A 22,992-nucleotide genomic window follows, 5' to 3' on the forward strand; every position below is an offset into this window, starting at 1 on the left:
AGAGTAATAAAGTGATATTGCTGCCAGATATGCGGATGAGATTTTTGATAGATAAAAAAACACCGCCTAATTTAGGCGGTGTAACAAATTTGACAGACAGGTCAAAAATAAATACAGGAAGTATATGTTTTGTCACAGGGAGTGTGGACAAAACATTATGGTAGAAATCTACCTAACTCGAAATACGAGTTTGCAAACACAACATCGCAACAACGAAGCCAATTGATTTCCAAAGAAATCAAGCCGTTCAGGCCCGTGTTGCGGGGTGAAATATAGAATTTATCTGGCTGTTCGACAACGGACATTTTATAATGTTTCAGATTAAAAAAACTAATCCTATTAGAGGTCCCATATGTCTCGCAGATTGCCTCCATTAAATTCGCTTCGAGTCTTCGAAGCGGCTGCTCGTCATCTCAGTTTTACACGAGCAGCAGAAGAGTTATTTGTTACTCAAGCCGCGGTCAGTCACCAGATTAAAGCGCTTGAAGAGTTCTTATCATTGAAGCTCTTCCGTCGACGTAATCGTTCTTTGTTGTTAACAGAAGAAGGCCAAAGTTACTTTCTCGATATCAAAGATATTTTCACCTCGATTGCGGAAGCGACAGATAAGGTGTTGGAACGTAGCGAAAAAGGGGCATTGACGATTAGCCTACCGCCGAGTTTTGCTATCCAATGGCTTGTACCTCGTTTGGCCGATTTTAATGCTCAAGAGCCCGATATCGATGTACGTATTAAAGCCGTAGATATGGATGAAGGCTCACTGACTGATGATGTTGATGTGGCGATCTACTATGGCCGTGGGAACTGGCCAGGTTTGCGAGCAGATAAATTGTACCAAGAGTTTTTGATCCCACTTTGTTCACCTTCATTACTTTTGGGTAACAAACCATTAGAATCTTTAAGTGACCTCAAATTACATACTTTGTTACACGATACTTCGCGTAAAGACTGGAAGCAGTTTGCTCGTCATTACAACATTGAAGGCATCAACGTAAACCACGGTCCTATTTTTAGTCACTCAACGATGGTGCTACAGGCTGCTGCGCACGGTCAGGGGGTCGCGCTCGGTAACAACGTACTCGCCAAACCTGAAATGGAAGCCGGACGACTCATTGCACCATTCGACGAGGTGTTGATATCTAAGAATGCATTCTATGTGGTGTGTCATGAACAGCAGGCAGATATGGGCCGAATCGCAACGTTTAGAGACTGGATGTTAGCAACCGCGAGAAAAGAACAAGAGGAAGTATTGGATGAATCACTGGATAGCTGAGGGACCTGAAAACGGACCGCTGTTTATTTTTGCTCACGGCGCAGGTGCGGGGATGGAGCATGACTTCATGACAGCTGTCGCCAAAGGATTAGTGGAGCAAGGTATTCGTGTAGTGCGTTTTAATTTCCCTTACATGGTGAAACGTTCGGAAGATGGCAAAAAGCGTCCGCCCGATCGCGCGCCAAAGTTGCTCGAAGCATACAGCGAAGTGATCGCTCACTTTACTTCTTCTCCCGTGGTTATTGGTGGTAAGTCAATGGGCGGTCGTATGTCGAGCTTGTTGGCTGAAAATGAGCTGGTGGCGGGCATTGCCTGTTTAGGGTTTCCATTTCACCCGCCGGGAAAGCCAGAGAAATACAAAGGCGAACACTTAGCAACCATTGAGAAACCTACGCTGATTCTGCAAGGGGAACGAGACACCTTTGGTAAGCGTGAGGAATTCGATGATTTCGTCCTTTCGTCACAAGTAACGGTGAGCTTTTTACCTGATGGTGACCACAGCTTCAAACCGCGCAAGATCTCAGGTCATACTGAAGTGGGTAACATTGCACTCGCGATAGAGCAGTTAGCGGCGTTTATAAAAGAGGTGTACAGTGAAAAGTAAGTGGTTACTCTCATTCTCTGCTCTGTCTGGGCTGATTTCGGTCGCTCTTGGAGCATTTGCTGCTCATGGGCTAAAAGCGACACTGGCCCCTTATTTGCTCGGTGTGTTTGAGACCGGAGTTCTGTATCAATTTATTCACACGTTGGCGATTGTGTTTTGTGCCATTCTGCTTCTGCTCAATTTGGGACAAAAAGCACAAAAATATTTTTTCATTGCGGCGATTTGCTTTATTATCGGCATCTTTTGTTTTAGCGGCAGTCTTTACGCGCTGGCGCTGACGGGCATTAAGTGGTTTGGGCCAATTACTCCTGTGGGAGGATTACTGTTCATGATTGGTTGGTGTCTGTTCTTTTTTGCTGCGTTCAATATCAAAGAGGTCTCCAAGTGAAACAACTAATGCTCTATTGCCGTTCTGGCTTTGAGAAAGAGTGTGCTGGTGAAATTCAGGACAAAGCGACACAGTTGGAAGTGTATGGCTTCCCTCGTGTGAAGAGAAACTCAGGTTATGTTGTCTTCGAGTGTTACCAAGATGGAGATGCCGACAAACTTGCGAGAGGTTTAGACTTTAAGTCTTTAATTTTTGCTCGACAAATGTTTGCGGTAGCAGCTGAGTTTCAATCGTTGCCAAGTGATGACCGCATTAGTCCAATTTTGAATGAACTAGCAGACATTGAAGCATTCCCTCGTTGTGGTGATTTGAGAATTGAAACGCCAGATACAAATGAAGCGAAAGAGCTACTGAAATTCTGCCGTAAGTTTACCGTCCCAATGCGTCAAGCGTTGCGCGGCAAAGGCTTAATGCTGAACAAAGATAACGCGAAAAAACCAGTACTGCACATTTGCTTTGTTGAGCCTGGCCACTGTTACGTTGGTTACTCTTACACTGACAACAACTCACAGTTCTTCATGGGTATCCCTCGCCTTAAATTCCCAGCAGACGCTCCAAGTCGTTCAACACTTAAACTGGAAGAAGCATTTCATGTCTTTATTCCACGTGAAGAGTGGGATGAGCGTTTGGCACCAGGTATGTGGGGTGTGGATTTAGGTGCATGTCCAGGCGGTTGGACGTACCAATTAGTGAAGCGCTCAATGTTCGTTCACTGCGTAGATAACGGCATGATGGCAGACAGTTTGATGGAAACTGGCCAGATCAAGCACCATATGGTGGATGGTTTTAAGTTCGAACCAGACCGCAAGAACGTAACATGGATTGTTTGTGACATGGTGGAAAAGCCAGCTCGTGTTGCTCACCTGATGGGACAGTGGCTGTTAAAAGGTTGGGCAAAAGAGGCCATCTTTAACCTTAAGCTGCCAATGAAAGGGCGTTATGACGAAGTGCTGCAAGACCTTGAAAATCTGAAGCAGTTCCTCATTGATAATAAGGTAAAGTTCAAGCTACAAGCTAAACATTTGTATCATGATCGTGAAGAGATCACGATTCATATCCAATGTCTGTCGAATATTTCACCTTACTAACTTTATTCCCCGAGTCTTTTGGGAATAGTGATTAGAATAGAAAAAGCGCCTTCAAATGGCGCTTTTTTAATATCTGCCGGATTTCATGGTGTGAAACTTCCATCGGGCACTACTTCGCTTTGTTTGGCCCTAAAAAGCGAATATCTTGCAAGTTAAAGCCTAGTTCGATATCGCACTTTAAAGCGGCGACGCGTTTACATAAACGAGCAGACTCAATGTGCTCGTCCAATTTTTTACGGTATTTCGGTACGAGGTCTTCACTAGCGTAGGCAGCTTCAATACTCTCAAACTGAGTGAGAATCTCTTTCGCTGCTTTCGGGCCAATTCCAGGTACGCCCGGAACCTGGCTAGAGCTTATCCCTGTTAATCCCCAGTAATCCGCTAGTTGACTTGGTTTTACGCCGAACTCTTTTTCGATAAATGGTTCATCTAACCAACGATGTTGGAAATAATCACGGATTTGTAGGGTAGGGGAAAGCAGCTGGCAGTAACCTTTGTCAGTCGAAACGATGGTGACCTTTTCACCATGGCTGGCCACTTTCGTTGCGAGTGTAGCAACCAAATCATCTGCTTCATCGCCTTCAGACAGCAATGAATCAATACCTTGCTCCCACCACGTTTGTTGAATCGCATCTAACCCTTGCAGTAGTGGCTGAGGCATTGGTTTTCGGTTTTGCTTATAGTCAGGGAGAATTTCAGCGCGCCAACCTCTGTCTTGTTCGTGGTGATCAAAAACTGCGATGATGTGTGTCGGGTTGGCTTCTGACATAATGCGAGTTAGGGTTCTTTGCGTTGTGCTTATGGTTCTTGCTATGTCGGTTGGATCTGGTTGTGCTGAGTGCACTCGGCGGATCAGGTTTAGGGCATCAATGATAACAAGATGAATAGACATAATGACTTAGCAATAAAAAAGGGGCGTAATGCCCCTAGTGTAACGAATGCTAGCCTGACTATCGACCACCAATTTCCGGGTGAGCGATTCGATAACACGGTTCGTAGTCTGAACCGCCAGGTAATTTCATTCGGTGCTGTTCGACAAAGTCTTTTAGCAACTTATCGAGTTTTTTCATGAGGACTGCGTCGCCATGAATGGTGAAAGGCCCTCTACGTTCTATTTCTCGAATACCTTCAGCCTTTACGTTACCTGCCACTATGCCAGAGAAGGCTTGACGCAAGTTGGCCGCTAAAACTTGCGGTTCTTGATCTAGGCTTAAATCCAATTGTTCCATCGACTCATGAGTAGGTTCAAATGGCAGTTGGAAGTTTGGCTCAATTTTCAATGACCAGTTAAAGCTGTACGCATCGCCTTTCTCTTTTCGGTGAAGGCGTACCGAGTCCATGGAGCGTTTCATAATACGAGCGACTTCTGCCGGGTCGTCAATGATGATCTCGTAGTGCTTTTGCCCTTCCTCACCAAGTGTGTCGCGAATGAACTCATCAATAGAGCGGAAGTACTCTTCACTCTCTTTTGGTCCTGTTAATACGATAGGCATTGGCTGATCGGCGTTATCCGGGTGCATCATGATGCCAAGAATGTACAGTAGCTCTTCCGCTGTGCCCGGGCCACCTGGGAAAATAACGATACCATGAGCCATACGGACGAAAGCTTCCAAGCGCTTTTCGATGTCGGGCATGATGACCAGCTCATTTACTATTGGGTTTGGTGGCTCGGCCGCAATAATCGAGGGTTCGGTTAAACCAAGATAACGTTGCTGAGTATAACGTTGCTTTGCGTGCCCAATTGCTGCACCTTTCATCGGCCCTTCCATTGCACCAGGGCCGCAACCTGTGCAGATGTTAAGTTCACGCAGGCCCAGTTCGTTACCCACTTCACGTGTGTACTGATACTCCACTCCATTGATAGAGTGACCACCCCAACATACGACAAGATTCGGTGCGATACCTGGAGTTAATGCTCTGGCATTACGAAGAATGCCGAACACGAGGTTCGTAATGTGAATTGGGTTAGTAAGGTTGAGCCGCTGGGCGTCTGCCAAATGCATGTTTACGTAAACGATATCACGCAATACGGAGAACAGATGCTCTTGGATACCTTTAATTATTTCGCCGTCAACAAAAGCGTGCTCTGGCGGATTAGTCAGCTCAAGCTTAATACCACGCTCACGACGCACGACGTTGACATCAAACGATTGGTATTTATCGAGCAGTTCTTTCGAGTTATCGGTATGGCTACCGGAGTTCAACACCGCTAATGTGCAATTACGGTACAGCTGATAAAGTTCACTCGAGGCTGTGTTCTTTAAGCGCTCTACTTCTAGTTGAGATAGCAAGTCCATGCTACCAGCGGGGCTTATATGGGTAATCATAACGCCTCCTTGTGTTGCATTAATTTGAGGGAAAGTACCAACTTACCTTTTTGGTGTTATACGTATGGTTTGATGAAAGGTAGTTGGCCGATTTGGTTTTATGGTTATCAACTCCCAAGCAACCTCAAGATGATACATTTGCCTTTTATAAATACATCATCTTGAAGTGACTTGGGTTTTTACAGCTTAGCAGACTAAAAGGGAAGAAATGTGATAACTCGTTGAAAATGGGTGGTTATAAAGCGTAGATTGCACCAAATTTGGTTTGTTTGCTCGCTTTTTGTACGAATATTAGCTCCAGTTAAGCTGGTTTGTTCCACGTTTTTTAGCGTCCGCAAGCATCTTGCCAAGACGATCGAGCACATACTCTGGCGTATCGGACTCTTTGAAAGACGTCGATACAGCAGCTAAGGTAATCATGATATTTTGCTCACGGAACTTAAAGGGTAATTGGCTAATATCACGCTGGATATGCTTAATCAGATCCAGTGTGTATTCTTCAGATTGTTCCGGGACGAGTAGAATAAACTCCTCGCCACCAAAGCGAGCTACTGTTTCCGTTTCTGATACGCGCTTGTTAATAGTACGAGCGATGATCTTCAGCGCTTTATCGCCAGCCGTATAACCATAGCTATCATTCACCGCTTTGAAGTTGTCTACATCAAACAGCACAACACGAAGGTTTTGCTGAGAGCGAATCCAACGGCGATACTCTAGCTCTAGTCGATCGTTAAATGCAGTGCGGTTATAAACTTTAGTCAGCGGGTCGAGCAACATACGCTGAGCTTGGTCATCTAAGCGTCGACGATAATCTTGCGTAGTTTCAAATACCGCTTCGAGTTGGTTCTTACTGTAACTTAACCGCTCTTGCAGCGCTTGCTCTCGCTCTTCCGTCATTTTCAGTCGCTCTGTCAGCGACGCCATTTTTTCGAGAAGAGGCGTGATTTCTTTTTTCACAACCGCGATATCTTGAGCTTGATTAAGTGACTTTTGGCTTAATTCAACCAAGCTGTTCATTTCTGTGTTGAGCTCTTGGCGGTGTTCAAAGTAGGTATGATGCTGGTCGACGTTCTGATGAACGGTTTTTAGGTTACTTGCGAGAGAAGTGTTCAGCTGATCAAGGAATTGGCTAGACGCCTCGCGCTCGAACTTTGTTGCTTCGACAACCAATTTCAGCGTTGAGAGCGTAAGCTCAATGAGAGACTCGGCACTCACGCCAAGGAGCAACTTAGCGCGAATATCCAGCAATCTATCGCCTGATTCTCCCTCGAAATCCAGCTCTGTAATAGTATGTTGGAGGTCGCTGGCTAAGCACTCAAGCTGAGATCTGTCGGGATTGTTTTCAAATTCACTAAGATGTAGACGTGAATTAGACGTGATGATTTTCAGAGCGCGTTCGTAAATACTCAGTAGCTTAGTGGCTTGATCAGCTTTATTGCTGGCGTGAACTTCAGAGAAACTCATCAGGTTCCGTAGTTCACGTTTTAACTGCGCAGGTAAGCCCGTGACACGTTGCAGTGTTTCACCACTGTGCTTGATTTGTTCGTCAAGGTAACCGTTCTGTTTATCCATCGTCTTCGACTGCTGTTTGAGCATCCTCTCTAATACCGCTAAACGCGGGATAAGAGTGCTGATATCTTTTTGATGTTGCAGCTCTTGTTGGATTTCAAATAGGTAGTTGGATACCTGAGTATTCGAACCCTGGCAAGCTGAAGACAATGATGCCACAACGCGTTTAAGAACTTGTTGTTCACGTTTGAATTTGAGTGAAGTATCACGATGAGTCAGTCTGAGTTGGTCAAGTTGACAACTCAGCTGATGCAGCTGCGACTGAATATCGGATTCCAAGATTCCCATGAAGTGACTACGGTTAAGTCCATGTACTACTGACAATTATCTGATAATAACAAAAAACTTTATAGCGTCATTAGTTATTACGTTCAACAGGCGTTTAATTATCCATTTTTTAATATTTTCTTGATGTCGTCCTCATTCTTGTAGGACGAATGGATCTTGATCAGGCCTTGGCTAATGGCATGTTGACAGGCAGTTCTTATGTTACCTGTTGCAAAGCTAGCAGCAGGCGCATTATCGATGGCTTTTAAGAACACCCAGTGGCTTTGCTTATCCTTCAAGCTGACTTCTCGTGCGATGTGAGTCGCAAGCAACAACAGATCGAGTAATTCCTCATCGTTAATTGCAGTGTAGGCTCGGGGTAAGAACGGATAATCGCTGATGCCCATACGAATAATACGATTGACGTTGTGCTGCTGTGCGAACTCATCCACCCAAGTCTGGAATTTTTCGAACATGACTTCGGCAGAAGCATCACGGTCAGCGTTCGGTTCTATATAGAGTAAGTTCGCATCTGAGAAATGGTAAAGACGCGACGGTTTTTCTATTTTTTCCGCAAGGAAATCGCCAAATGCACGTTCTAGTTCTAGACCTGCCTTATAACCATTATGGACGTACATGCTTCGCAAGAATGGTAAATCGATCATAACAAAGCGTAGGCGATCATTAAGTGGTTCGTGGATCAATTCACCCATTTGCCATTGCTCGAAAGTTTCGCTCGACTTTTTCAATGAGCGAGACAGCTTAACGTTCAGCATACGCAAGTTACGTAAACGAGAGCGAGAGTGGGTGAAGAGGTCGTTACGCAGTTTTTCGATTTCACTTGCTTGGCGCTGCATAATGACACCGCGGCGCATAATGAACAAAAACATGACCAATACAGTAATAAACAATGCAAATGAGATTTTCTGGAATTTACGATGCTCTCTTTCCACTTGCTCTAAGCGTTCTGATTGACCGATGTAATGGATGGTTTGTTCGGCAAATTCTTTTTGCTGACGGAACGCATCTTCACTGATTTGGTTAAGCTGCTTTTGTTCTAGACGAACGAGGTTGGTGTATTTTTTATAAGCTTGCAGAGAAAGTTTGTATTCGCCTGCCTGCTCGTAACCCAACCCAAGTAAACGGTATGACTGCTGCTTAATGAAGTTGTTATTTTCAGGTGACTTTTCAGCAAGCGCTAACGCCAGCTTTGCATTAGTAATGACGTCTTTACTGTCATTTTGATGATAAGCCAGACCTGACTGAAGCAGGGCAGCCTTTGCTTCAAGCTTAGGAATATTGGTGTATTCTAAAAGCTCTTTAGAGCGGTCTAAGTACTGCTCTGCTAGCGCGTAGTTATAGAGTTGTAGGTAGGTAGCCGCCAAGCTTAAGCGAATTTTAATGATTCTATTGATGTTCTTACTGGTACTTTCATGGTCAAGCACGTTGAAGTAATGCACTAATGCAAGGTTAAACTTACCCTGATAAAAGTAGATGTCGCCCATTTGCTCTAGGACGTCCGCTAGGATCGGAGAGCTAGGGTAAGAGTCATAAAAATCTGCGGCTTGAGATAAGTATTCGATCGCTTTGTCGTACACTCGTCGCTCCTGGAAGAGCCTAGCCAAAAGGCGATTCACTTTTGCTAATCTTGCACCACTGTTACTTTCAATAGATTGCCAATAACCGTATAGCAGTTCTGACAAAGCCAAATTGTACTTCTTGCTATTGAGGTAAAACTCGCCGACGGCAGTGTAGTAGTCGATCAAGGCTAACTCAGAGCGGCTATCGTCAAGCATGGTCTTTGCTTCAGAGTACAAGTTTTCCGCTTTAATGATATCGCCACTATGTGAAGCGAGGAGTGCTCTTTGCATCACTAGTCGGTAGCGAACGCTGTCGGTGCGTTGTAATACGGCATCGGCTTCATCGAGCTGTTGTTCAATTTGGTTAAGCGTGTCTTCCGCTTTTGAGTAGTTTTCGTCGTACATCCAAATCATTTGGTTGCGCATCAGCTGGAGATCTAAGTCCATGTACGGCAATTGATATTCTTGCGCTAAGCGTTCCGCTTTATTTAGGTGCTCGATAGCCGAACGAACATTACCCATGGCGTAATCTGCCTGAGCGATAATCTTGTGCGCTTCGATGGTGCTGCTTGGTGTGCGAACGCTACGATCTGTTTCGTCGCGAGACATGGCTGAAGGGCTGTCACTTTCTTTGCGTTCTGTTAGTTCACGCTGTGACAAATAGTTGGTTGCCGCTTGTTTTGCTTGTGATGGCTCTATTTCCGCCAATTGTTGTGCTTCGTTGAGTAACGCGGACGATAAAATGGTTGCATGAAGTGGCTGTACAAACAGCAAGCAAAGAAAGCCAATCAACTTGAATAGACGCGAACTGTCCCAAAACATCCTTTCGTTCCCTCGAACTGTTTTTAGATATGGCGATAACGGCGAAAAGCCTCAATTAGCCGTTTAAATGCGGGTTGAAGCCATTTGATATAGTAACATGCCTGGACAATAAAAACGTCCGGCAACCCTTTAGATTGCCGAACTTATTTCTGTTGCCTATGCGCTTACTGACGAGCCATACGGTGATTGTGAGCTGGCTTATCTTGTTCCGTTGAGCGGTAAGGGTTGATATCCAAGCCACCACGACGCGTATAGCGGGCAAATACGGTCAGTTTGCTTGGTTGGCAGTATTTCATTAGATCCGTAAAAATACGCTCTACACACTGTTCGTGGAACTCATTGTGCTCGCGGAAAGACACTAAGTAACGTAACAGCTTCTCACGATCTATTTTTGCGCCTTTGTAGCGAATTTCTACGCTGCCCCAGTCTGGCTGGTTGGTGATCAAACAGTTTGATTTCAATAGGTGGCTATGTAGCACCTCTTCAACTTGTACTTCACCTGCCGCACCTTCAAGCAAATCGGCATCGAAATCGTAACTGGTGATGTTAATGTCTTGGTCATCAATACATTCACCGTCCATTGTTACGATAGGTTGATTGGTATAGTGGGTCACTGGATTCACCTCAACCAGCACCTTTTCACCTGCGCATTCAGACAGGTCTTGTGTTAAACGCTCAGTCACTTCTTCCCAGCTTGCAAAGCGGGTTTGGTTATAGCTGTTTAAGTACAGTTTGAAAGACTTCGATTCAATCAAGTTTGCGCTGGTGGCTGGAATGTATACTTCGCCAACGGCCACTTGTGGTAAACCTTTACTATTTAACCAAGACAGTTCATACAGCGTCCAAATGTCGTGCCCCATGAAAGGCAGAGTATCGCCTAACTGAAGGTCATCTCGGTTCAGGCTGCGAGGGACTGGTTGCAGCAAGCTTGGGTCATACTGGTTCGCATACTCGGTCTTTTTACCTAGTGTTAGGCCAGCAAGCTCTTTAGCGTCAGAATATTTGCTCATACTTTGTGGTCGTTTTCGATTAGAATGGCGAGAATTTTACTGAATCCGCTGGTCAATTGCCATCCGGCAAACACGGCTATCTGATAAATAAGGAATGAGGAGACCTTCATGACCCAAAACGTTACTCAGGCGCTACAAGAGTTCAGCCTGCGCTACCAACAAGCTTGGCAAGCTAAATATAATGAGTTGCCAAGCAGTGAAGAGCTTGCAGAGCTTGTTTCTCCTTGTGTCGAAGAGAAGCGTGATGGAAAGGTGCTTTGGAAAGCGGTCGCACGTGATGAAATGGCCGATTTCACCAATGTGGAAAATGCGATTGAGTTGTCACTGCAAGATGATGTTAAAGCCTTTTATGGTTCTCAATACTGCGCCGATATGGAGGCAACTTGGCAAGGTAATTCGTTGACGCTGCTGCAAGTCTGGAGCGATGACGATTTCGTGCGTCTACAAGAAAATATTCTTGGTCATTTGGTGACGCAGCGCCGCTTGAAACTTAAACCAACAGTATTTATCGCAGCGACAGATGAGGAAATGGATGTGATTTCTATTTGTAACCTCACTGGCAATGTGATTCTAGAGCGTTTGGGTACCTCTAAACGTGATGTATTGGCAGATTCATTGGTTGAGTTCTTGAATAAGTTAGAGGCTGCCGTCTAAGTATGTATGTTGTTGAGTTGCAGTTTGAGTGTTTTGATAACACCACCGTCAGCGCGGTAGACAAAGCCATTAATGGCTTGATGGATGCTCTGCGTTACAACGGCCAAGTATTAGGTCGTGAATTTCCGATAGTGATGGGAGAAGGTGAATTTTTCGTTCGTGTTGTTTGCCCAGAACAAGACAGCTTGCATCCACGTTATCACTCAGATTTCGTCAAAGTGTGCATGAACCGTTTGTCGGATGCGTCTTTGCTTGCTCCGAAAATGCGTATGCTGGGGCGTGATTTGAATTCAGAACAAGCAGCCGAAAAAGAGACACCTAGCTGGCAAGTGTTGTACACGACTTATGTTCATACGTGTTCGCCTTTGCGAAGTGGTGAAACCCTGTTGCCAATTCCTTTGTATCGTAATGAGCCAACACTTAATGGAGACCATAAAGCCGTCATTAAGTGGCAGACTGAGTGGCAAGCGTGTGATGAAATCCAAATGGCAGGGGGTTGCCGAGCGGAACATGCGGCGCTGCACGAAATTTGCGATGTGGATAGTGTGCTGTTTCGCCGAGGTTGGGACTTACGTGGCCGTATCGAATACATCACGAAGATCCCTACGTACTATTACCAGTATCGTGTCGGTGGTCAGTCGCTGGAGAGCGAGAAAGCGCGCAAGTGTCCAAAATGCGATGGCGAGTGGCTACTCGATGAGCCACTACATGACATATTTCATTTTAAGTGTGATGACTGCCGAATCGTGTCGAATATCTCTTGGGACCATCTTAAGTAGCGAATTGAAGCTACTTAAATGGGTAGATAGACAAATAGAAAGGGCTGATGTTTTCACATCAGCCCTTTTGTGTTTAGAACGTTGTTTTCAGTCATGTTTTGAAAAGTGGGATTACCAACCTTTCACAACACCGCCTTTGAACAGTTCTTTTGCCGCTTCGTAAACTTCTTCCGTTTGGTAAGCTTTTACGAAGTTTTGTACGTTTTGCGCATTAACATTTTCTTCGCGAGCGACAATTAGGTTTACGTATGGTGAGTCTTTATCTTCAACGAACACGCCGTCACGCTCTGGCGATAGGTCGATAGAGCTTGCGTAAGTGGTGTTGATGATAGATAGCGTTACGTCATCCAATGAACGCGGAAGCTGTGGGGCTTCTAGTTCAATGATTTCGATATTTTTAGGGTTGCCTACGATGTCACGTACTGTAGCGAGTAGACCAACGCCATCACGTAGCGTAATCAAACCTTGTTGCTCAAGAAGCAGTAGTGAGCGACCTAGGTTAGTTGGGTCGTTTGGTACTGCGATGCGTGCGCCATCTTGAATTTCATCAATTGATTTTACTTGCTTTGAGTAACCAGCAATAGGGTAAACGAATGAGTTACCCGCGATAGCCAGTTTGTAGCCGCGGTCTTTCACTTGTTGATCTAGGTATGGTTTGTGTTGGAACGCATTCGCGTCTACTGAACCATCATCCAGAGCGGCGTTTGGTGTTACGTAATCGGTAAATGTTACTAGCTCAACGTCTAGGTTGTATTTCTCTTTTGCTACTTTAGCGGCAACTTCGGCTACTTGTGCTTCAGCACCAGCAATAACGCCAACTTTTACTTTGTTTACGTCTACTTCTTTGTCGCCGCAACCCGCTAGAGCAAGAGCAGAGGCAGCCGTTGCTACAGTCAAAAGACCTTTAAGGCTAAATTTCATCTTTATCTCCTTATAATTTGTATTTTTGATACTTATCTGTGGTCTACACGGCGCACCACTGCGTCACCGATAGACTGAATAATCTGTACTAGAACAATCAACATCACGACAGTCACGGCCATGATAGTTACATCGTAGCGGTGGAAACCGTAACGAATGGCTACGTCACCTAGGCCGCCGCCGCCTACCGTACCCGCCATAGCTGAGTAGCTAACGAGAGTGACCAAGGTAATCGTTACTGAGTTAACAATAGTCGGCATTGCTTCAGGTAGTAGAACTTTTGTGATGATCTGTGTTGGTGTCGCCCCCATTGACTGCGCTGCTTCCACCAAGCCTGTCGGTACTTCTAATAAAGCACCTTCAATAAGACGAGCGACAAAAGGAATGGCGCCAATAGTCAGTGGGACGATTGCTGCGGTTGTACCGATAAAGGTTCCAACTAGCATTTTTGTCACTGGAATAATCGCAACCATCAGTACGAGGAATGGCACAGAACGACCAATGTTAACGATAGCGCCTAAGCCGCTATTTAGTTTGGTGTTTTCAAGTAGGCCGCCTTTCTTAGTAATATGGAGGATTACGCCTAATGGAATACCCACAGCAAAGCCGACTAATCCGGCAACCGCAACCATGTAAAGCGTTTCCCACGTTGCACCTAAAAGTAGTTTGCTGTTTAAGCTCAGCCATTCAGAAATCGTATTAAAGGACATAACCAAGTACCTCTACTTTTACGTTGTGCTTACGCAGGTATTCAAGAGCTGCGTTGTCATCTTCTTCGTTACCAAATAGCTCTGCGACCATCATGCCGAATTTCACGCCACCAGCGTAATCAAGGTCGGAACTCAAAATACTCACATCAATATTGTATTTACGAGAAATTTGCGACATTAACGGTGCATCGACGGTTGCGCCAGTAAACTCTAAGCGAACCAACGGGTAGCTGCCATCAACACGCTCTGCTTGCAGACGAGCTTGGTAATCTTCAGGAATGGAAAGATCCAGCGTTGAGCGAATGAATTGGTGCGCTAGCTCTGTCTTAGGGTGCGCAAAAATATCGCCAACGGTGCCTTTTTCCACCAGCTCACCACCACCGATGATTGCTACTTCGTGACAGATACTTTTTACGACTTCCATTTCGTGAGTGATAAGTAAAATCGTGATGTTGAGTTTGCGGTTGATCTCTTTCAATAACTCAAGGATAGATTGAGTTGTTGCCGGGTCTAGCGCACTAGTGGCCTCATCACAAAGCAGCACGCTAGGATCGGATGCCAATGCACGAGCAATTGCCACACGCTGTTTTTGGCCGCCACTTAAGTTAGATGGGTAGCTCTCGTGTTTGTCGGCTAAGCCTACAAGCTTTAGCAACTCAGTTACTTTTGTTGTGATTTGCGATTTGTCTTTACCTGCCAGTTCTAGTGGCAGTGCTACATTATCAAACACAGTACGAGACGAAAGCAGGTTAAAGTGCTGGAAGATCATGCCAATGTTACGGCGTGTTTCGACTAGTTGTTTTTTGCTGAGTTTGGTTAGATCCACACCATCAACGATGATGGAACCAGAGGTCGGCGCTTCTAACATGTTTACGCAGCGAATCAGCGTACTTTTACCAGCACCTGATGAACCGATAACACCAAAGATGGTGCCTTTGTCGATGTGTAGGTTAATGTCTTTCAGGGCAAGGATTTCCTTACTGCCTTGGTAGAACACTTTATTGACGTTTTTTATTTCTATCATGTTTCAACCTGCCCAAAGATACGGGGAACTTCGCTGTCAAAAACGGCCTTTGACAGAACTTAATGTTGAGCTTTATCTCAATTTTCAGTTGATGCTATGGGTTAAGCAGAATGAAGTCAATAGATATTTTTACGTCTAGACGTCTAAATGTATGGATGTTCTGTTTCGAAACGGAGATGTATAGATAGAAAGGAGGAGGTAGACGGCAGGGCACCCTCAGATTTACCGATTCTTGCCCAACAAATCAACCGTTTTGTCGAGGCCTAGAATGAATTAGATAGTGTTGAAGTTTATAAGGTATGTAATAATCTGATTAAACCGAGTTAATAGAGAAATACGTTTTGGCAAAACCTGCTGTTTTTATCGATCGTGATGGCGTGATAAACGTTGACCACGGCTACGTTCATGACGAACATGATTTTGAGTACATTGATGGTGTATTTGAAGCGACGAAAGCGCTAAAAGATAAAGGCTACCTTCTAGTGTTAGTGACGAATCAATCGGGCATCGCACGCGGTAAATTCAGTGAAGACCGTTTCTTGTCTCTGACTCAATGGATGGATTGGAACTTTGCTGATAATGGTGTTGAGTTCGATGGTATCTATTACTGTCCACATCATCCAGAACATGGCATTGGCGAGTACAAGCAAGATTGTGAGTGCCGTAAGCCAAAACCAGGTATGTTCATTTCTGCGCGTGACTTCTTGAAGATCGACATGGAGAAATCTGTGATGATCGGCGATAAAGCTGAAGACATGATGGCAGCAGAAGCGGCAGGCGTTGGCACTAAGATTTTGGTTCGCACTGGTAAGCCAGTAACGGAACAGGGCGAAGCCATTGCAACGGTAGTATTGGATAGCATTGCAGATGTGCCTGCGTACTTAAACAAGTAATATTCATTACTGACTGAGATAAGGGAAGCCACTGCTTCCCTTTTGTTTGATTCCTTCTTTTAATCTGAACACTTATGAGCAAAAAACTCACCATTCTTGATATCGCAAAATTGGCAGGCGTGGGCAAATCGACAGTAAGCCGTGTGCTTACTAACGATCCAAAAGTGAAACCCCAAACGCGAGAGAAGGTAGAGCAAATCATTCGTGAATCAGGCTACGTCCCATCAAAGTCGGCGCAGTCGATGCGTGGTGGCAGCCAAAAAGTCATTGGGGTTATCATCTCCCGTTTAGACTCACCATCAGAAAATCGCGCCGTTGGTACCATGCTCAATGCTTTGTATTCCGCTGGTTATGATGCGGTGATCATGGAGAGCCAATTCGATCGCGATAAAACCAATGAGCATTTGGATGTGCTTAGACGTCGCAACGTCGATGGGGTGATCGTGTTTGGTTTTACTGGATGTGATGAGCGAGCATTGGCGGAGTGGGGTAATCGTATCGTCGTGATCGCGATGGACACGCAAATGGTTTCTTCGATCAACTACGACAACCAAGGTGTGATAGACATGGCTTTGTCTCATCTTGAGCAGCAATCTTTATCTCGCATTGCTTATATTGGTGTTGACCCTGAAGACAAAACCACTGGCTTAGCTCGTCTAAATGCTTATAAAGCTTGGTGTCAACGCAAACAAATTACACCTTGTTTCCAGACGGGTAAGTTGAGCCATGAAAGTGCTTATCAGTTGGTAGACAAAGTCCTTCAATCTGACACTCAGGCCATCGTGTGCGCCAGTGACACCATCGCGTTGGGCGTGATTAAGCGTCTTCAAGAGTTAGGCCGTGAAGATGTGGTTGTGACAGGTGTTGGTGGTAATGAATTGCTCTCTTTCCTTTTCCCTAAAGTATTTAGTGTCGACCCCGGTTATACCCTTGCAGGTGAGAAGTCCGCTAACATGCTGATCAATCAATTAAATGGCGATGAGGAAGTGGTTCACTTTACTCAACAGCCTATCGTTTATTGACCCACACTAAAACGATCTGCTCTAAAATTATACTGTGATCACTCTCAATTAATGGGACTGTTCCCATTTTGTTTTTTGTCTTCGAATGGCAATATTAAAATTAAGAAATGGGAATGTTCCCATTTATAAAAACAAAATGATGAATCGAATGTATCCAATACAGGGTGGACAAAGTTATGAGTAAGATTGCGCGTAAAGACGTGGAGCGTCTTATTGAGCTGGTCGGGGGGCCGGACAACATTGCCAGTGTAAGTCACTGTTTAACTCGCTTGCGTTTTGTTCTAAATGATACGGACAAAGCAGATACGAAACAGTTAGAAACATTACCGATGGTGAAGGGCTGTTTTACCAACGCAGGCCAGTTCCAAGTGGTTATCGGTACTGAAGTGGATGAAGTTTACAAGGTACTGATCGGACTGACGGGTAAAAGTGAAGCCAGCAAAGACGAAGCGAAGAACGCTGCTCGTCAAAACATGAATATCGTTGAGCGTGGTATTTCCCACCTTGCAGAAATCTTTGTACCACTGCTACCAGCGATCATCACCGGTGGTCTGATCCTTGGTTTCCGTAACGTGATTGGCGACATCAAGATGTTTGATGGTCAAACGCTAACGGAAATCAGCCAGTTTTGGGCAACGGTACACTCTTTCTTATGGCTGATTGGTGAGGCGATCTTCTTCTTCCTACCAGTTGGCGTGTGTTGGTCGACAGTGAAAAAGCTCGGCGGTACTCCGATTCTGGGTATCACGCTTGGTGTAACATTGGTTTCGCCGCAGTTGATGAACGCCTACCTGATTGGTAAGCAAGTACCCGAAGTGTGGGATTTTGGCTTATTCGCCATCGAAAAAGTGGGCTATCAGGCGCAAGTGATTCCAGCAATGCTTGCTGGTATGGCTCTGGCGTTTATTGAAACCAACTTAAAACGCATCATTCCGTCTTACCTTTACCTAGTGGTCGTGCCGTTTGTCTCAATCATTGTGTCTGTGATTCTTGCGCACTCTATCATTGGTCCATTCGGTCGTATGTTGGGTGACGGCGTTGCTTTCGCAGCAAAAGCAGCCATGACGGGTGACTTCGCAATGATTGGCTCAACCATCTTCGGCTTCCTATACGCGCCATTGGTCATTACTGGTATTCACCACACCACCAACGCGGTTGACCTTCAATTAATGCAAGAGCTAGGCGGCACGCCAATTTGGCCTCTGATTGCGCTTTCAAATATTGCTCAAGCGTCTGCGGTCGTCGGCATCATTATCATCAGTAAAAAACATGGCGAGCGTGATATCTCAGTACCTGCGGCTATCTCTGCTTACCTTGGTGTGACCGAGCCGGCGATGTACGGCATCAACTTGAAATACAAGTTCCCAATGCTGAGCGCGATGATCGGTAGTGCGTGTGCTGCTGCTATTTGTGGTAGTGCGGGCGTAATGGCGAACGGTATCGGTGTGGGCGGTTTGCCGGGCATCTTATCTATCCAACCGCAGTTCTGGGGCATTTTTGCTTTGGCTATGTTAGTCGCAATGCTGGTACCTGCTGCATTAACGTTAATTCTTTATAAGCGTGCACAAGCCAAAGGTGAGCTTGAGCCTGCAAACGCGTAATTCTATTTGAGGCAGTGACTTGGCTGCCTCCTCCTATTTTTCTTTTCAAATTTTAAGTTTCCGATTACTGGTAAGTGAGTGTTAGAAATGGCTATGACCAAGCATGATGAGAGCTGGTGGAAAACCGCAACCATCTATCAAATTTACCCAAAAAGCTTTTGTGACAGTGGCAGTAAAGGCACGGGCGACATCAAAGGGATCATTTCTAAGCTGGATTATCTTAAGCATCTTGGTGTGGATGCGATTTGGCTGACGCCGGTTTACCAATCACCAATGATCGACAACGGTTATGACATATCCGATTACTACTCGATCAACCCTGAGTTCGGCACTATGGAAGATTTCGATACTTTGCTAGCAGAAGCGCATCAGTTGGGCATTCGTATTATCATGGACATTGTAGTGAACCACACGTCGACAGAACACAAGTGGTTCCAATCCGCACTGGGTGATAAAAACAGCCCATACCGTGATTACTACATTTGGAAAGATCCGGTAGATGGTGTAGAACCAAACAACTGGCAATCTAAGTTTGGTGGTAACGCTTGGGCGCTGGATGAAAAAACAGGCCAGTACTATTTGCACCTTTTTGCTAAAGAGCAAGCGGACTTAAACTGGGAAAACCCAGTAGTGCGTGAAGAAGTGAAAGAAGTCATCAGCTTCTGGGCAGACAAAGGTGTCGATGGTTTCCGTCTCGACGTTATCAACCTGATTTCCAAGCAGCAAGATTTTCCAAGTGACGATATTGGTGATGGTCGTCGTTTCTACACGGATGGTCCACGTGTGCACGAATACCTTCAAGAGATTAGCGAATCTGTGTTTCAAAAATACGGCAGCGTAACAGTGGGTGAAATGTCTTCCACCACACTAGATCACTGCCAGCAATATTCTTCGCTAGACGGCAAAGAGCTATCCATGGTGTTCAACTTCCATCATCTGAAAGTCGATTATCCAAATGGTGAAAAATGGACCAAAGCGCCGTTTGATTTCATTCAGTTAAAACAGATCTTCAATCATTGGCAAACGGGCTTAAATGGCAAAGGGTGGGGGGCGCTGTTCTGGTGTAACCACGACCAGCCACGCGTTGTGAGCCGATTAGGTAACGACGAGCAATACCGTGTTGAATCTGCCAAGATGCTTGCGGCATCAGTGCACATGATGCAAGGCACACCTTATGTTTACCAGGGGGAAGAGATCGGCATGACCAACCCGGGTTATACCGAAATCAGCCAATATCGTGATGTTGAAAGTACTAACATGTACGACATCATGGTCAACCGTGATGGTGTATCTCATGACGATATGATGGCGATCTTGGCACAGAAGTCGCGTGATAACTCACGTACACCAATGCAATGGAACAGTGCAAAACACGCGGGCTTTACTGAGGGCACGCCGTGGCTTGAAGTGGCGCAGAATTACTCTGAAATCAATGCTGAAGCTGCGGTTGCCGATTTGAACTCGGTGTTCTACTTTTACAAGCGTCTGATTGAACTGCGTAAACAGGTTCCAGTTATCACCGATGGCCGTTACGAGGACCTGCTGCCAGAGCACAAACGTATTTTCGCTTACGCTCGTCAGAACGATAAGCAAACGCTGCTGTGTATCAATAACTACTACGCAGAAGAGGTGGAATGCGTTCTGCCAGAACGTTTTGATATGAGTAAAGCGAAAAACTTGCTATCTAACTATCAAAACTCAGCGAGCACAGTCGCGTCAAACCATCAAGTGTTACGACCTTACGAAACTCGTATTTTATTGATAGAAGAATAAACTCGGGTGTCATCACCCCCTAAGGTTGATGTTCGAGATGAAGGCTTTGGTGTGCTCCCCAAAGCCTTCTTTTATTGAGATATCCTAGCTTATTTTGTTTCAATCGCTGTTAGCTGCACTTTCTCTTCATTGATTTGTACTTGTTGTACTTTCAGCAGTTCAATTTGTTCAATCAGACCTAAGCTCGGATTAAACCAACGTTCTGCCGAAGTGGCGAACTCCATTGATTCCATATCATCACAGTTTAGGTTGTAGATGTTCTCTTCCATCAGGTATGCCGCTTCAATTTTCTTGCCTGAGATCGAGAACGCTTTACGCACACCAGTCTCTCGGATTTGCTGTTGCCAAACCACTTGGCAAGATGCTGTCATAGGAAGGTTTTGTACCCACTCATGATCTTCAAAACGGTCTAGAAGGTTGTGAACTGCGTAGCCTGTAAGAGTGGTTTGCAGAGACATAGTTTCTTCACCGATGTCAATATTCGGGCTTTTCTCTTTTACGTCGTCACCGTTTAGGCGGAAAATCGGACTGCTGTGCATAAGCATGGCAATAAACTGATGACCAATGAAATAAGCGTCAGTGATTTCATGGAGTGCACCATCTGATCCTGCAAAGTAAAGCGTATTGCTCTCTTCGTCGTCGTTGTACTGCTCGTCTGAATAGTAGAACTGTTCGGCGCCGTAGTTCACCAAGTCATTAACCAACTGGACCATTGCCTCGCTGTTTGGGATTTGTGCCAATGCTGCCAATATTTGCTCGCGACCCATCGCTTGGAAGCTCAGTTTCATGTCGCCTTCTGGTTGGCCATCCAAGCTAAATGCGTAGTTTAGCTGTGTGCTTGGCGTGGGAGCGAAGATTGAGTTGTGAATCGAGACGTCGAAACTTTCTTGAGGCACTTTGTTTGGATTCGCACTGCCAGAAGACGAACCTCCGCCACAGCCGTAAAGAGCCAGAGTTGCTGCTGCGATAAGCGTCATTTTGTTTAGCATGGTTTACATTCCTGATTGATAAGGCCGTTTCATGTTGGGCCGTTGCTTGAATGCGAGCATGCTAAGTTCAGTGAGAGAAAAAGGGCAAAAAACAAAAGCTAACAGGGGTTAATGAAAGCTTAATTTTATATTTAGGTCTTTGTTTTATTTGGGGTTATTTCGTTGGCTACGTTAGTGCAATACTCGTTAATGAGCGCTTTCCATCGGCTTATGATTTCTTGATCGGTCACACTAACATGCAACGTTTTCCACGGTTGGAGGCAAGTCTCTTTTGATTCAGATTGAGAAAGACGTTCAAACAAGGTTTCGGAAGGTAAAACGCGCAGCAGCGCCACCAGTGATTCCATGTAGTTGAGACGGAACTGTTCAAGTTTGTTCTGCTTATAAGCAATGTGAGACACAAAGGTATAAATCAGTGCGTTTTGGATGCGTGAGTCGCCATCTGGTGTCGTTAACAGAGCTTTTGCCCTGTCTAAGTTACCTAATTTGAAATGCAATAGACCTAACCAGAGGCTCAGCTCATCTGGCAAAACATCAAACGACGATTGTACTTGAGTTAAATACGCTTCCAGCTTTTGATGTTCGTGCTCGTATAAGGCGAGATGTCTTGCCGTTGTGATAGCCGCAAACTCATCAGATTGTCGGAGAGGTTGGCTAGAAAAGGCATTCTCGAATAACATTTTTTTGTGAACACCCGAAAGCTGCCACGTACTTGCCGAAGGTGCAGGCAGATTGAAGTATTGCGCGACATCCGAGTGCATTTGGAAAATATCCGATTGTAGGTCAGATAAACGCAGTGTGTACTCATTGCGAAACGCCAGCTTGCCCGTCGCAGGATAAATAAGGTTCATCTGCGCTTTCAAGATGCCTTGCTCTGCGCCGTCTTTTAACTCGATATTGAGCTCGTAGTCGCTGGTCTGCATGTTTCGTGCGCCAGGGAAATATGGCGTATGACCGATAGGATCAAGAAAGTAACTGGGAGCATCTTGGTTGGCGATGTCGGTGTATGGATATTCGACCTGTTGTTGCAGCAAGATGGCTTTGACCAGTATGCGGTATTTTCGCGCCTGAGAGCCGATTGAATCGACACGGTTGAGTAGTAGCTCGACTTTGGGAATCAGTAGTTGATGACGTGTTTGCTGTGTTGAGATTTCTTGGCGTTGCCATAACAAGCTTGCGAGTGTCATGCTACATACCGCAAGTATGGCACACAAGCTATAAGCAAAAATTAGCTTGAAGTTTTTACGGTTCGCAACTTGAGCTGTAATAGCACGTCGATGGTTTTTCTCTGGTGGCACTAAACGGATATTCGCTGGGTTTAGAAAGTAACCTTTGCGAGGATAAGTGACCAAGAGCTTAGTCGCATCGTACTCGGGGAGATGCTGTTGTAGCAGCGCACGTAAGGTGCTAATGCGGTTAGTGAGTACATTCTTAGAGATGAATTTGCTCTGCCAAATGGTTTCGATAATGGTATCGGCAGAGAGCGGATGTCCCACGCTTGTTAGCAGCAGTTCTAATAATTCAATGGTGCGAGGTTCAAGATCAATCGCGATAGCATCTTGATGAAGGGTCTGTGTCTTCGGGTTATAGATCAGCTCTCCAATCGCAATACAACTGTGAGTCTGTTTAGCTTGTTGCAGAAAGTCGCGCATACCGTACCGATCTATTTGGAAATCGCGAAGTATTATATAGCGATGG

20 protein-coding genes are annotated in these 22,992 nt (G+C 45.3%); 10 read left to right on the plus strand and 10 right to left on the minus strand.

Annotated elements, in window-relative coordinates; genetic code table 11:
* The first annotated feature begins 352 nt into the window (after positions 1–352).
* From IQP38_RS08525 to rlmM, 4 genes are read left to right on the plus strand one after another with little or no spacing between them, the layout of a single operon-like run.
* Entirely contained in the window at positions 353–1,273 is a 921-nt protein-coding gene (locus tag IQP38_RS08525) for a transcriptional regulator GcvA (protein ID WP_005383616.1), read from the plus strand.
* Positions 1,254–1,877 (plus strand): alpha/beta fold hydrolase, encoded by a 624-nt coding sequence (locus IQP38_RS08530; protein ID WP_005383614.1) that lies wholly within the window; start codon positions 1,254–1,256, stop codon positions 1,875–1,877. The genes IQP38_RS08525 and IQP38_RS08530 overlap by 20 nt, the downstream gene beginning before the upstream one ends.
* Positions 1,867–2,265: a DUF423 domain-containing protein gene (locus IQP38_RS08535; RefSeq protein WP_042521214.1), complete on the plus strand. Its 399-nt coding sequence runs from the start codon at positions 1,867–1,869 to the stop codon at positions 2,263–2,265. The genes IQP38_RS08530 and IQP38_RS08535 overlap by 11 nt, the downstream gene beginning before the upstream one ends.
* Positions 2,262–3,353 (plus strand): 23S rRNA (cytidine(2498)-2'-O)-methyltransferase RlmM, encoded by a 1,092-nt coding sequence (gene rlmM / locus IQP38_RS08540; protein ID WP_017820611.1) that lies wholly within the window; start codon positions 2,262–2,264, stop codon positions 3,351–3,353. The genes IQP38_RS08535 and rlmM overlap by 4 nt, the downstream gene beginning before the upstream one ends.
* Before the next feature lie 109 nt (positions 3,354–3,462).
* Here the strand turns inward: rlmM and xni are convergent, their stop codons facing one another.
* The 5 genes from xni to queF form a co-directional block, all read right to left on the minus strand.
* Positions 3,463–4,245, minus strand: coding sequence for a flap endonuclease Xni (gene xni, locus IQP38_RS08545; RefSeq protein WP_193837499.1), 783 nt, complete (start codon positions 4,243–4,245; stop codon positions 3,463–3,465).
* A gap of 58 nt (positions 4,246–4,303) precedes the next feature.
* Positions 4,304–5,680, minus strand: a complete 1,377-nt coding sequence (ppnN, locus tag IQP38_RS08550) for a nucleotide 5'-monophosphate nucleosidase PpnN (RefSeq protein ID WP_005383611.1) — start codon at positions 5,678–5,680, stop codon at positions 4,304–4,306.
* A 291-nt stretch (positions 5,681–5,971) separates the two neighbouring features.
* Positions 5,972–7,537 (minus strand): sensor domain-containing diguanylate cyclase, encoded by a 1,566-nt coding sequence (locus tag IQP38_RS08555; RefSeq protein WP_005381978.1) that lies wholly within the window; start codon positions 7,535–7,537, stop codon positions 5,972–5,974.
* 98 nt (positions 7,538–7,635) lie between these two features.
* Positions 7,636–9,918 (minus strand): tetratricopeptide repeat protein, encoded by a 2,283-nt coding sequence (locus IQP38_RS08560; RefSeq protein ID WP_017635678.1) that lies wholly within the window; start codon positions 9,916–9,918, stop codon positions 7,636–7,638.
* 164 nt (positions 9,919–10,082) lie between these two features.
* Entirely contained in the window at positions 10,083–10,928 is an 846-nt protein-coding gene (gene queF / locus IQP38_RS08565; protein WP_193837500.1) for an NADPH-dependent 7-cyano-7-deazaguanine reductase QueF, read from the minus strand.
* Between the two features lie 108 nt (positions 10,929–11,036).
* On the opposite strand from queF, the gene syd reads away from it, so the two are divergent.
* Positions 11,037–11,582, plus strand: a complete 546-nt coding sequence (gene syd, locus IQP38_RS08570) for a SecY-interacting protein (protein ID WP_193837501.1) — start codon at positions 11,037–11,039, stop codon at positions 11,580–11,582.
* Between the two features lie 2 nt (positions 11,583–11,584).
* On the plus strand, positions 11,585–12,361 hold the full coding sequence (locus IQP38_RS08575; protein WP_158157279.1) for a Zn-ribbon-containing protein: 777 nt from the start codon (positions 11,585–11,587) through the stop codon (positions 12,359–12,361).
* A gap of 111 nt (positions 12,362–12,472) precedes the next feature.
* On the opposite strand, the gene IQP38_RS08580 is transcribed toward IQP38_RS08575, so the two are convergent.
* The 3 genes from IQP38_RS08580 to metN are packed head-to-tail and all read right to left on the minus strand — an operon-like array spanning position 12,473 to position 15,016.
* On the minus strand, positions 12,473–13,282 hold the full coding sequence (locus tag IQP38_RS08580; protein ID WP_005381966.1) for a MetQ/NlpA family lipoprotein: 810 nt from the start codon (positions 13,280–13,282) through the stop codon (positions 12,473–12,475).
* A 32-nt stretch (positions 13,283–13,314) separates the two neighbouring features.
* Positions 13,315–13,992, minus strand: coding sequence for a methionine ABC transporter permease (locus tag IQP38_RS08585; protein WP_005383604.1), 678 nt, complete (start codon positions 13,990–13,992; stop codon positions 13,315–13,317).
* Positions 13,982–15,016: a methionine ABC transporter ATP-binding protein MetN gene (gene metN / locus IQP38_RS08590; protein WP_005381962.1), complete on the minus strand. Its 1,035-nt coding sequence runs from the start codon at positions 15,014–15,016 to the stop codon at positions 13,982–13,984. The genes IQP38_RS08585 and metN overlap by 11 nt, the downstream gene beginning before the upstream one ends.
* Positions 15,017–15,357: 341 nt before the next feature.
* Here metN and gmhB point away from each other — a divergent pair, with 341 nt between their 5' ends.
* The 4 genes from gmhB (at position 15,358) to treC (ending at position 20,305) form a co-directional block, all read left to right on the plus strand.
* A complete protein-coding gene (gmhB, locus tag IQP38_RS08595) occupies positions 15,358–15,909 on the plus strand; it encodes a D-glycero-beta-D-manno-heptose 1,7-bisphosphate 7-phosphatase (protein WP_005381961.1) in 552 nt (183 codons plus the stop codon).
* Between the two features lie 74 nt (positions 15,910–15,983).
* Positions 15,984–16,931 (plus strand): trehalose operon repressor TreR, encoded by a 948-nt coding sequence (treR, locus tag IQP38_RS08600; RefSeq protein WP_085569903.1) that lies wholly within the window; start codon positions 15,984–15,986, stop codon positions 16,929–16,931.
* A gap of 176 nt (positions 16,932–17,107) precedes the next feature.
* On the plus strand, positions 17,108–18,532 hold the full coding sequence (gene treB / locus IQP38_RS08605) for a PTS trehalose transporter subunit IIBC (protein WP_005383602.1): 1,425 nt from the start codon (positions 17,108–17,110) through the stop codon (positions 18,530–18,532).
* An 87-nt stretch (positions 18,533–18,619) separates the two neighbouring features.
* On the plus strand, positions 18,620–20,305 hold the full coding sequence (treC, locus tag IQP38_RS08610) for an alpha,alpha-phosphotrehalase (RefSeq protein ID WP_085569902.1): 1,686 nt from the start codon (positions 18,620–18,622) through the stop codon (positions 20,303–20,305).
* 89 nt (positions 20,306–20,394) lie between these two features.
* Here treC and IQP38_RS08615 read toward each other — a convergent pair whose 3' ends face one another.
* Together IQP38_RS08615 and IQP38_RS08620 are read right to left on the minus strand one after the other, a co-directional pair.
* Positions 20,395–21,294 carry a hypothetical protein gene (locus tag IQP38_RS08615; RefSeq protein ID WP_054576932.1) on the minus strand — a complete coding sequence of 300 codons (900 nt, stop codon included), beginning with the start codon at positions 21,292–21,294 and terminating at the stop codon, positions 20,395–20,397.
* A 131-nt stretch (positions 21,295–21,425) separates the two neighbouring features.
* The gene (locus tag IQP38_RS08620; protein ID WP_005381956.1) at positions 21,426–22,946 is read right to left on the minus strand and encodes a winged helix-turn-helix domain-containing protein; all 1,521 of its coding nucleotides are present in this window, start codon (positions 22,944–22,946) and stop codon (positions 21,426–21,428) included.
* Between the last annotated feature and the right edge of the window lie 46 nt (positions 22,947–22,992).

The organism is Vibrio sp. OPT41 (assembly GCF_015163595.1).
Taxonomy (GTDB): Bacteria; Pseudomonadota; Gammaproteobacteria; order Enterobacterales; family Vibrionaceae; genus Vibrio; species Vibrio alginolyticus.

Coding starts and splice junctions, on each gene's coding strand:
- ppnN (WP_005383611.1), bottom strand. CDS start 5,680: ATGATTACCCATATAAGCCCCGCTGGTAGCATGGACTTGCTATCTCAA.
- IQP38_RS08615 (WP_054576932.1), bottom strand. CDS start 21,294: ATGCTAAACAAAATGACGCTTATCGCAGCAGCAACTCTGGCTCTTTAC.
- xni (WP_193837499.1), bottom strand. CDS start 4,245: ATGTCTATTCATCTTGTTATCATTGATGCCCTAAACCTGATCCGCCGA.
- IQP38_RS08580 (WP_005381966.1), bottom strand. CDS start 13,282: ATGAAATTTAGCCTTAAAGGTCTTTTGACTGTAGCAACGGCTGCCTCT.
- IQP38_RS08585 (WP_005383604.1), bottom strand. CDS start 13,992: ATGTCCTTTAATACGATTTCTGAATGGCTGAGCTTAAACAGCAAACTA.
- IQP38_RS08575 (WP_158157279.1), top strand. CDS start 11,585: ATGTATGTTGTTGAGTTGCAGTTTGAGTGTTTTGATAACACCACCGTC.
- IQP38_RS08560 (WP_017635678.1), bottom strand. CDS start 9,918: ATGTTTTGGGACAGTTCGCGTCTATTCAAGTTGATTGGCTTTCTTTGC.
- IQP38_RS08525 (WP_005383616.1), top strand. CDS start 353: ATGTCTCGCAGATTGCCTCCATTAAATTCGCTTCGAGTCTTCGAAGCG.
- syd (WP_193837501.1), top strand. CDS start 11,037: ATGACCCAAAACGTTACTCAGGCGCTACAAGAGTTCAGCCTGCGCTAC.
- treB (WP_005383602.1), top strand. CDS start 17,108: ATGAGTAAGATTGCGCGTAAAGACGTGGAGCGTCTTATTGAGCTGGTC.
- IQP38_RS08530 (WP_005383614.1), top strand. CDS start 1,254: ATGAATCACTGGATAGCTGAGGGACCTGAAAACGGACCGCTGTTTATT.
- treC (WP_085569902.1), top strand. CDS start 18,620: ATGGCTATGACCAAGCATGATGAGAGCTGGTGGAAAACCGCAACCATC.
- IQP38_RS08555 (WP_005381978.1), bottom strand. CDS start 7,537: ATGGGAATCTTGGAATCCGATATTCAGTCGCAGCTGCATCAGCTGAGT.
- queF (WP_193837500.1), bottom strand. CDS start 10,928: ATGAGCAAATATTCTGACGCTAAAGAGCTTGCTGGCCTAACACTAGGT.
- IQP38_RS08620 (WP_005381956.1), bottom strand. CDS start 22,946: ATGCGCGACTTTCTGCAACAAGCTAAACAGACTCACAGTTGTATTGCG.
- treR (WP_085569903.1), top strand. CDS start 15,984: ATGAGCAAAAAACTCACCATTCTTGATATCGCAAAATTGGCAGGCGTG.
- metN (WP_005381962.1), bottom strand. CDS start 15,016: ATGATAGAAATAAAAAACGTCAATAAAGTGTTCTACCAAGGCAGTAAG.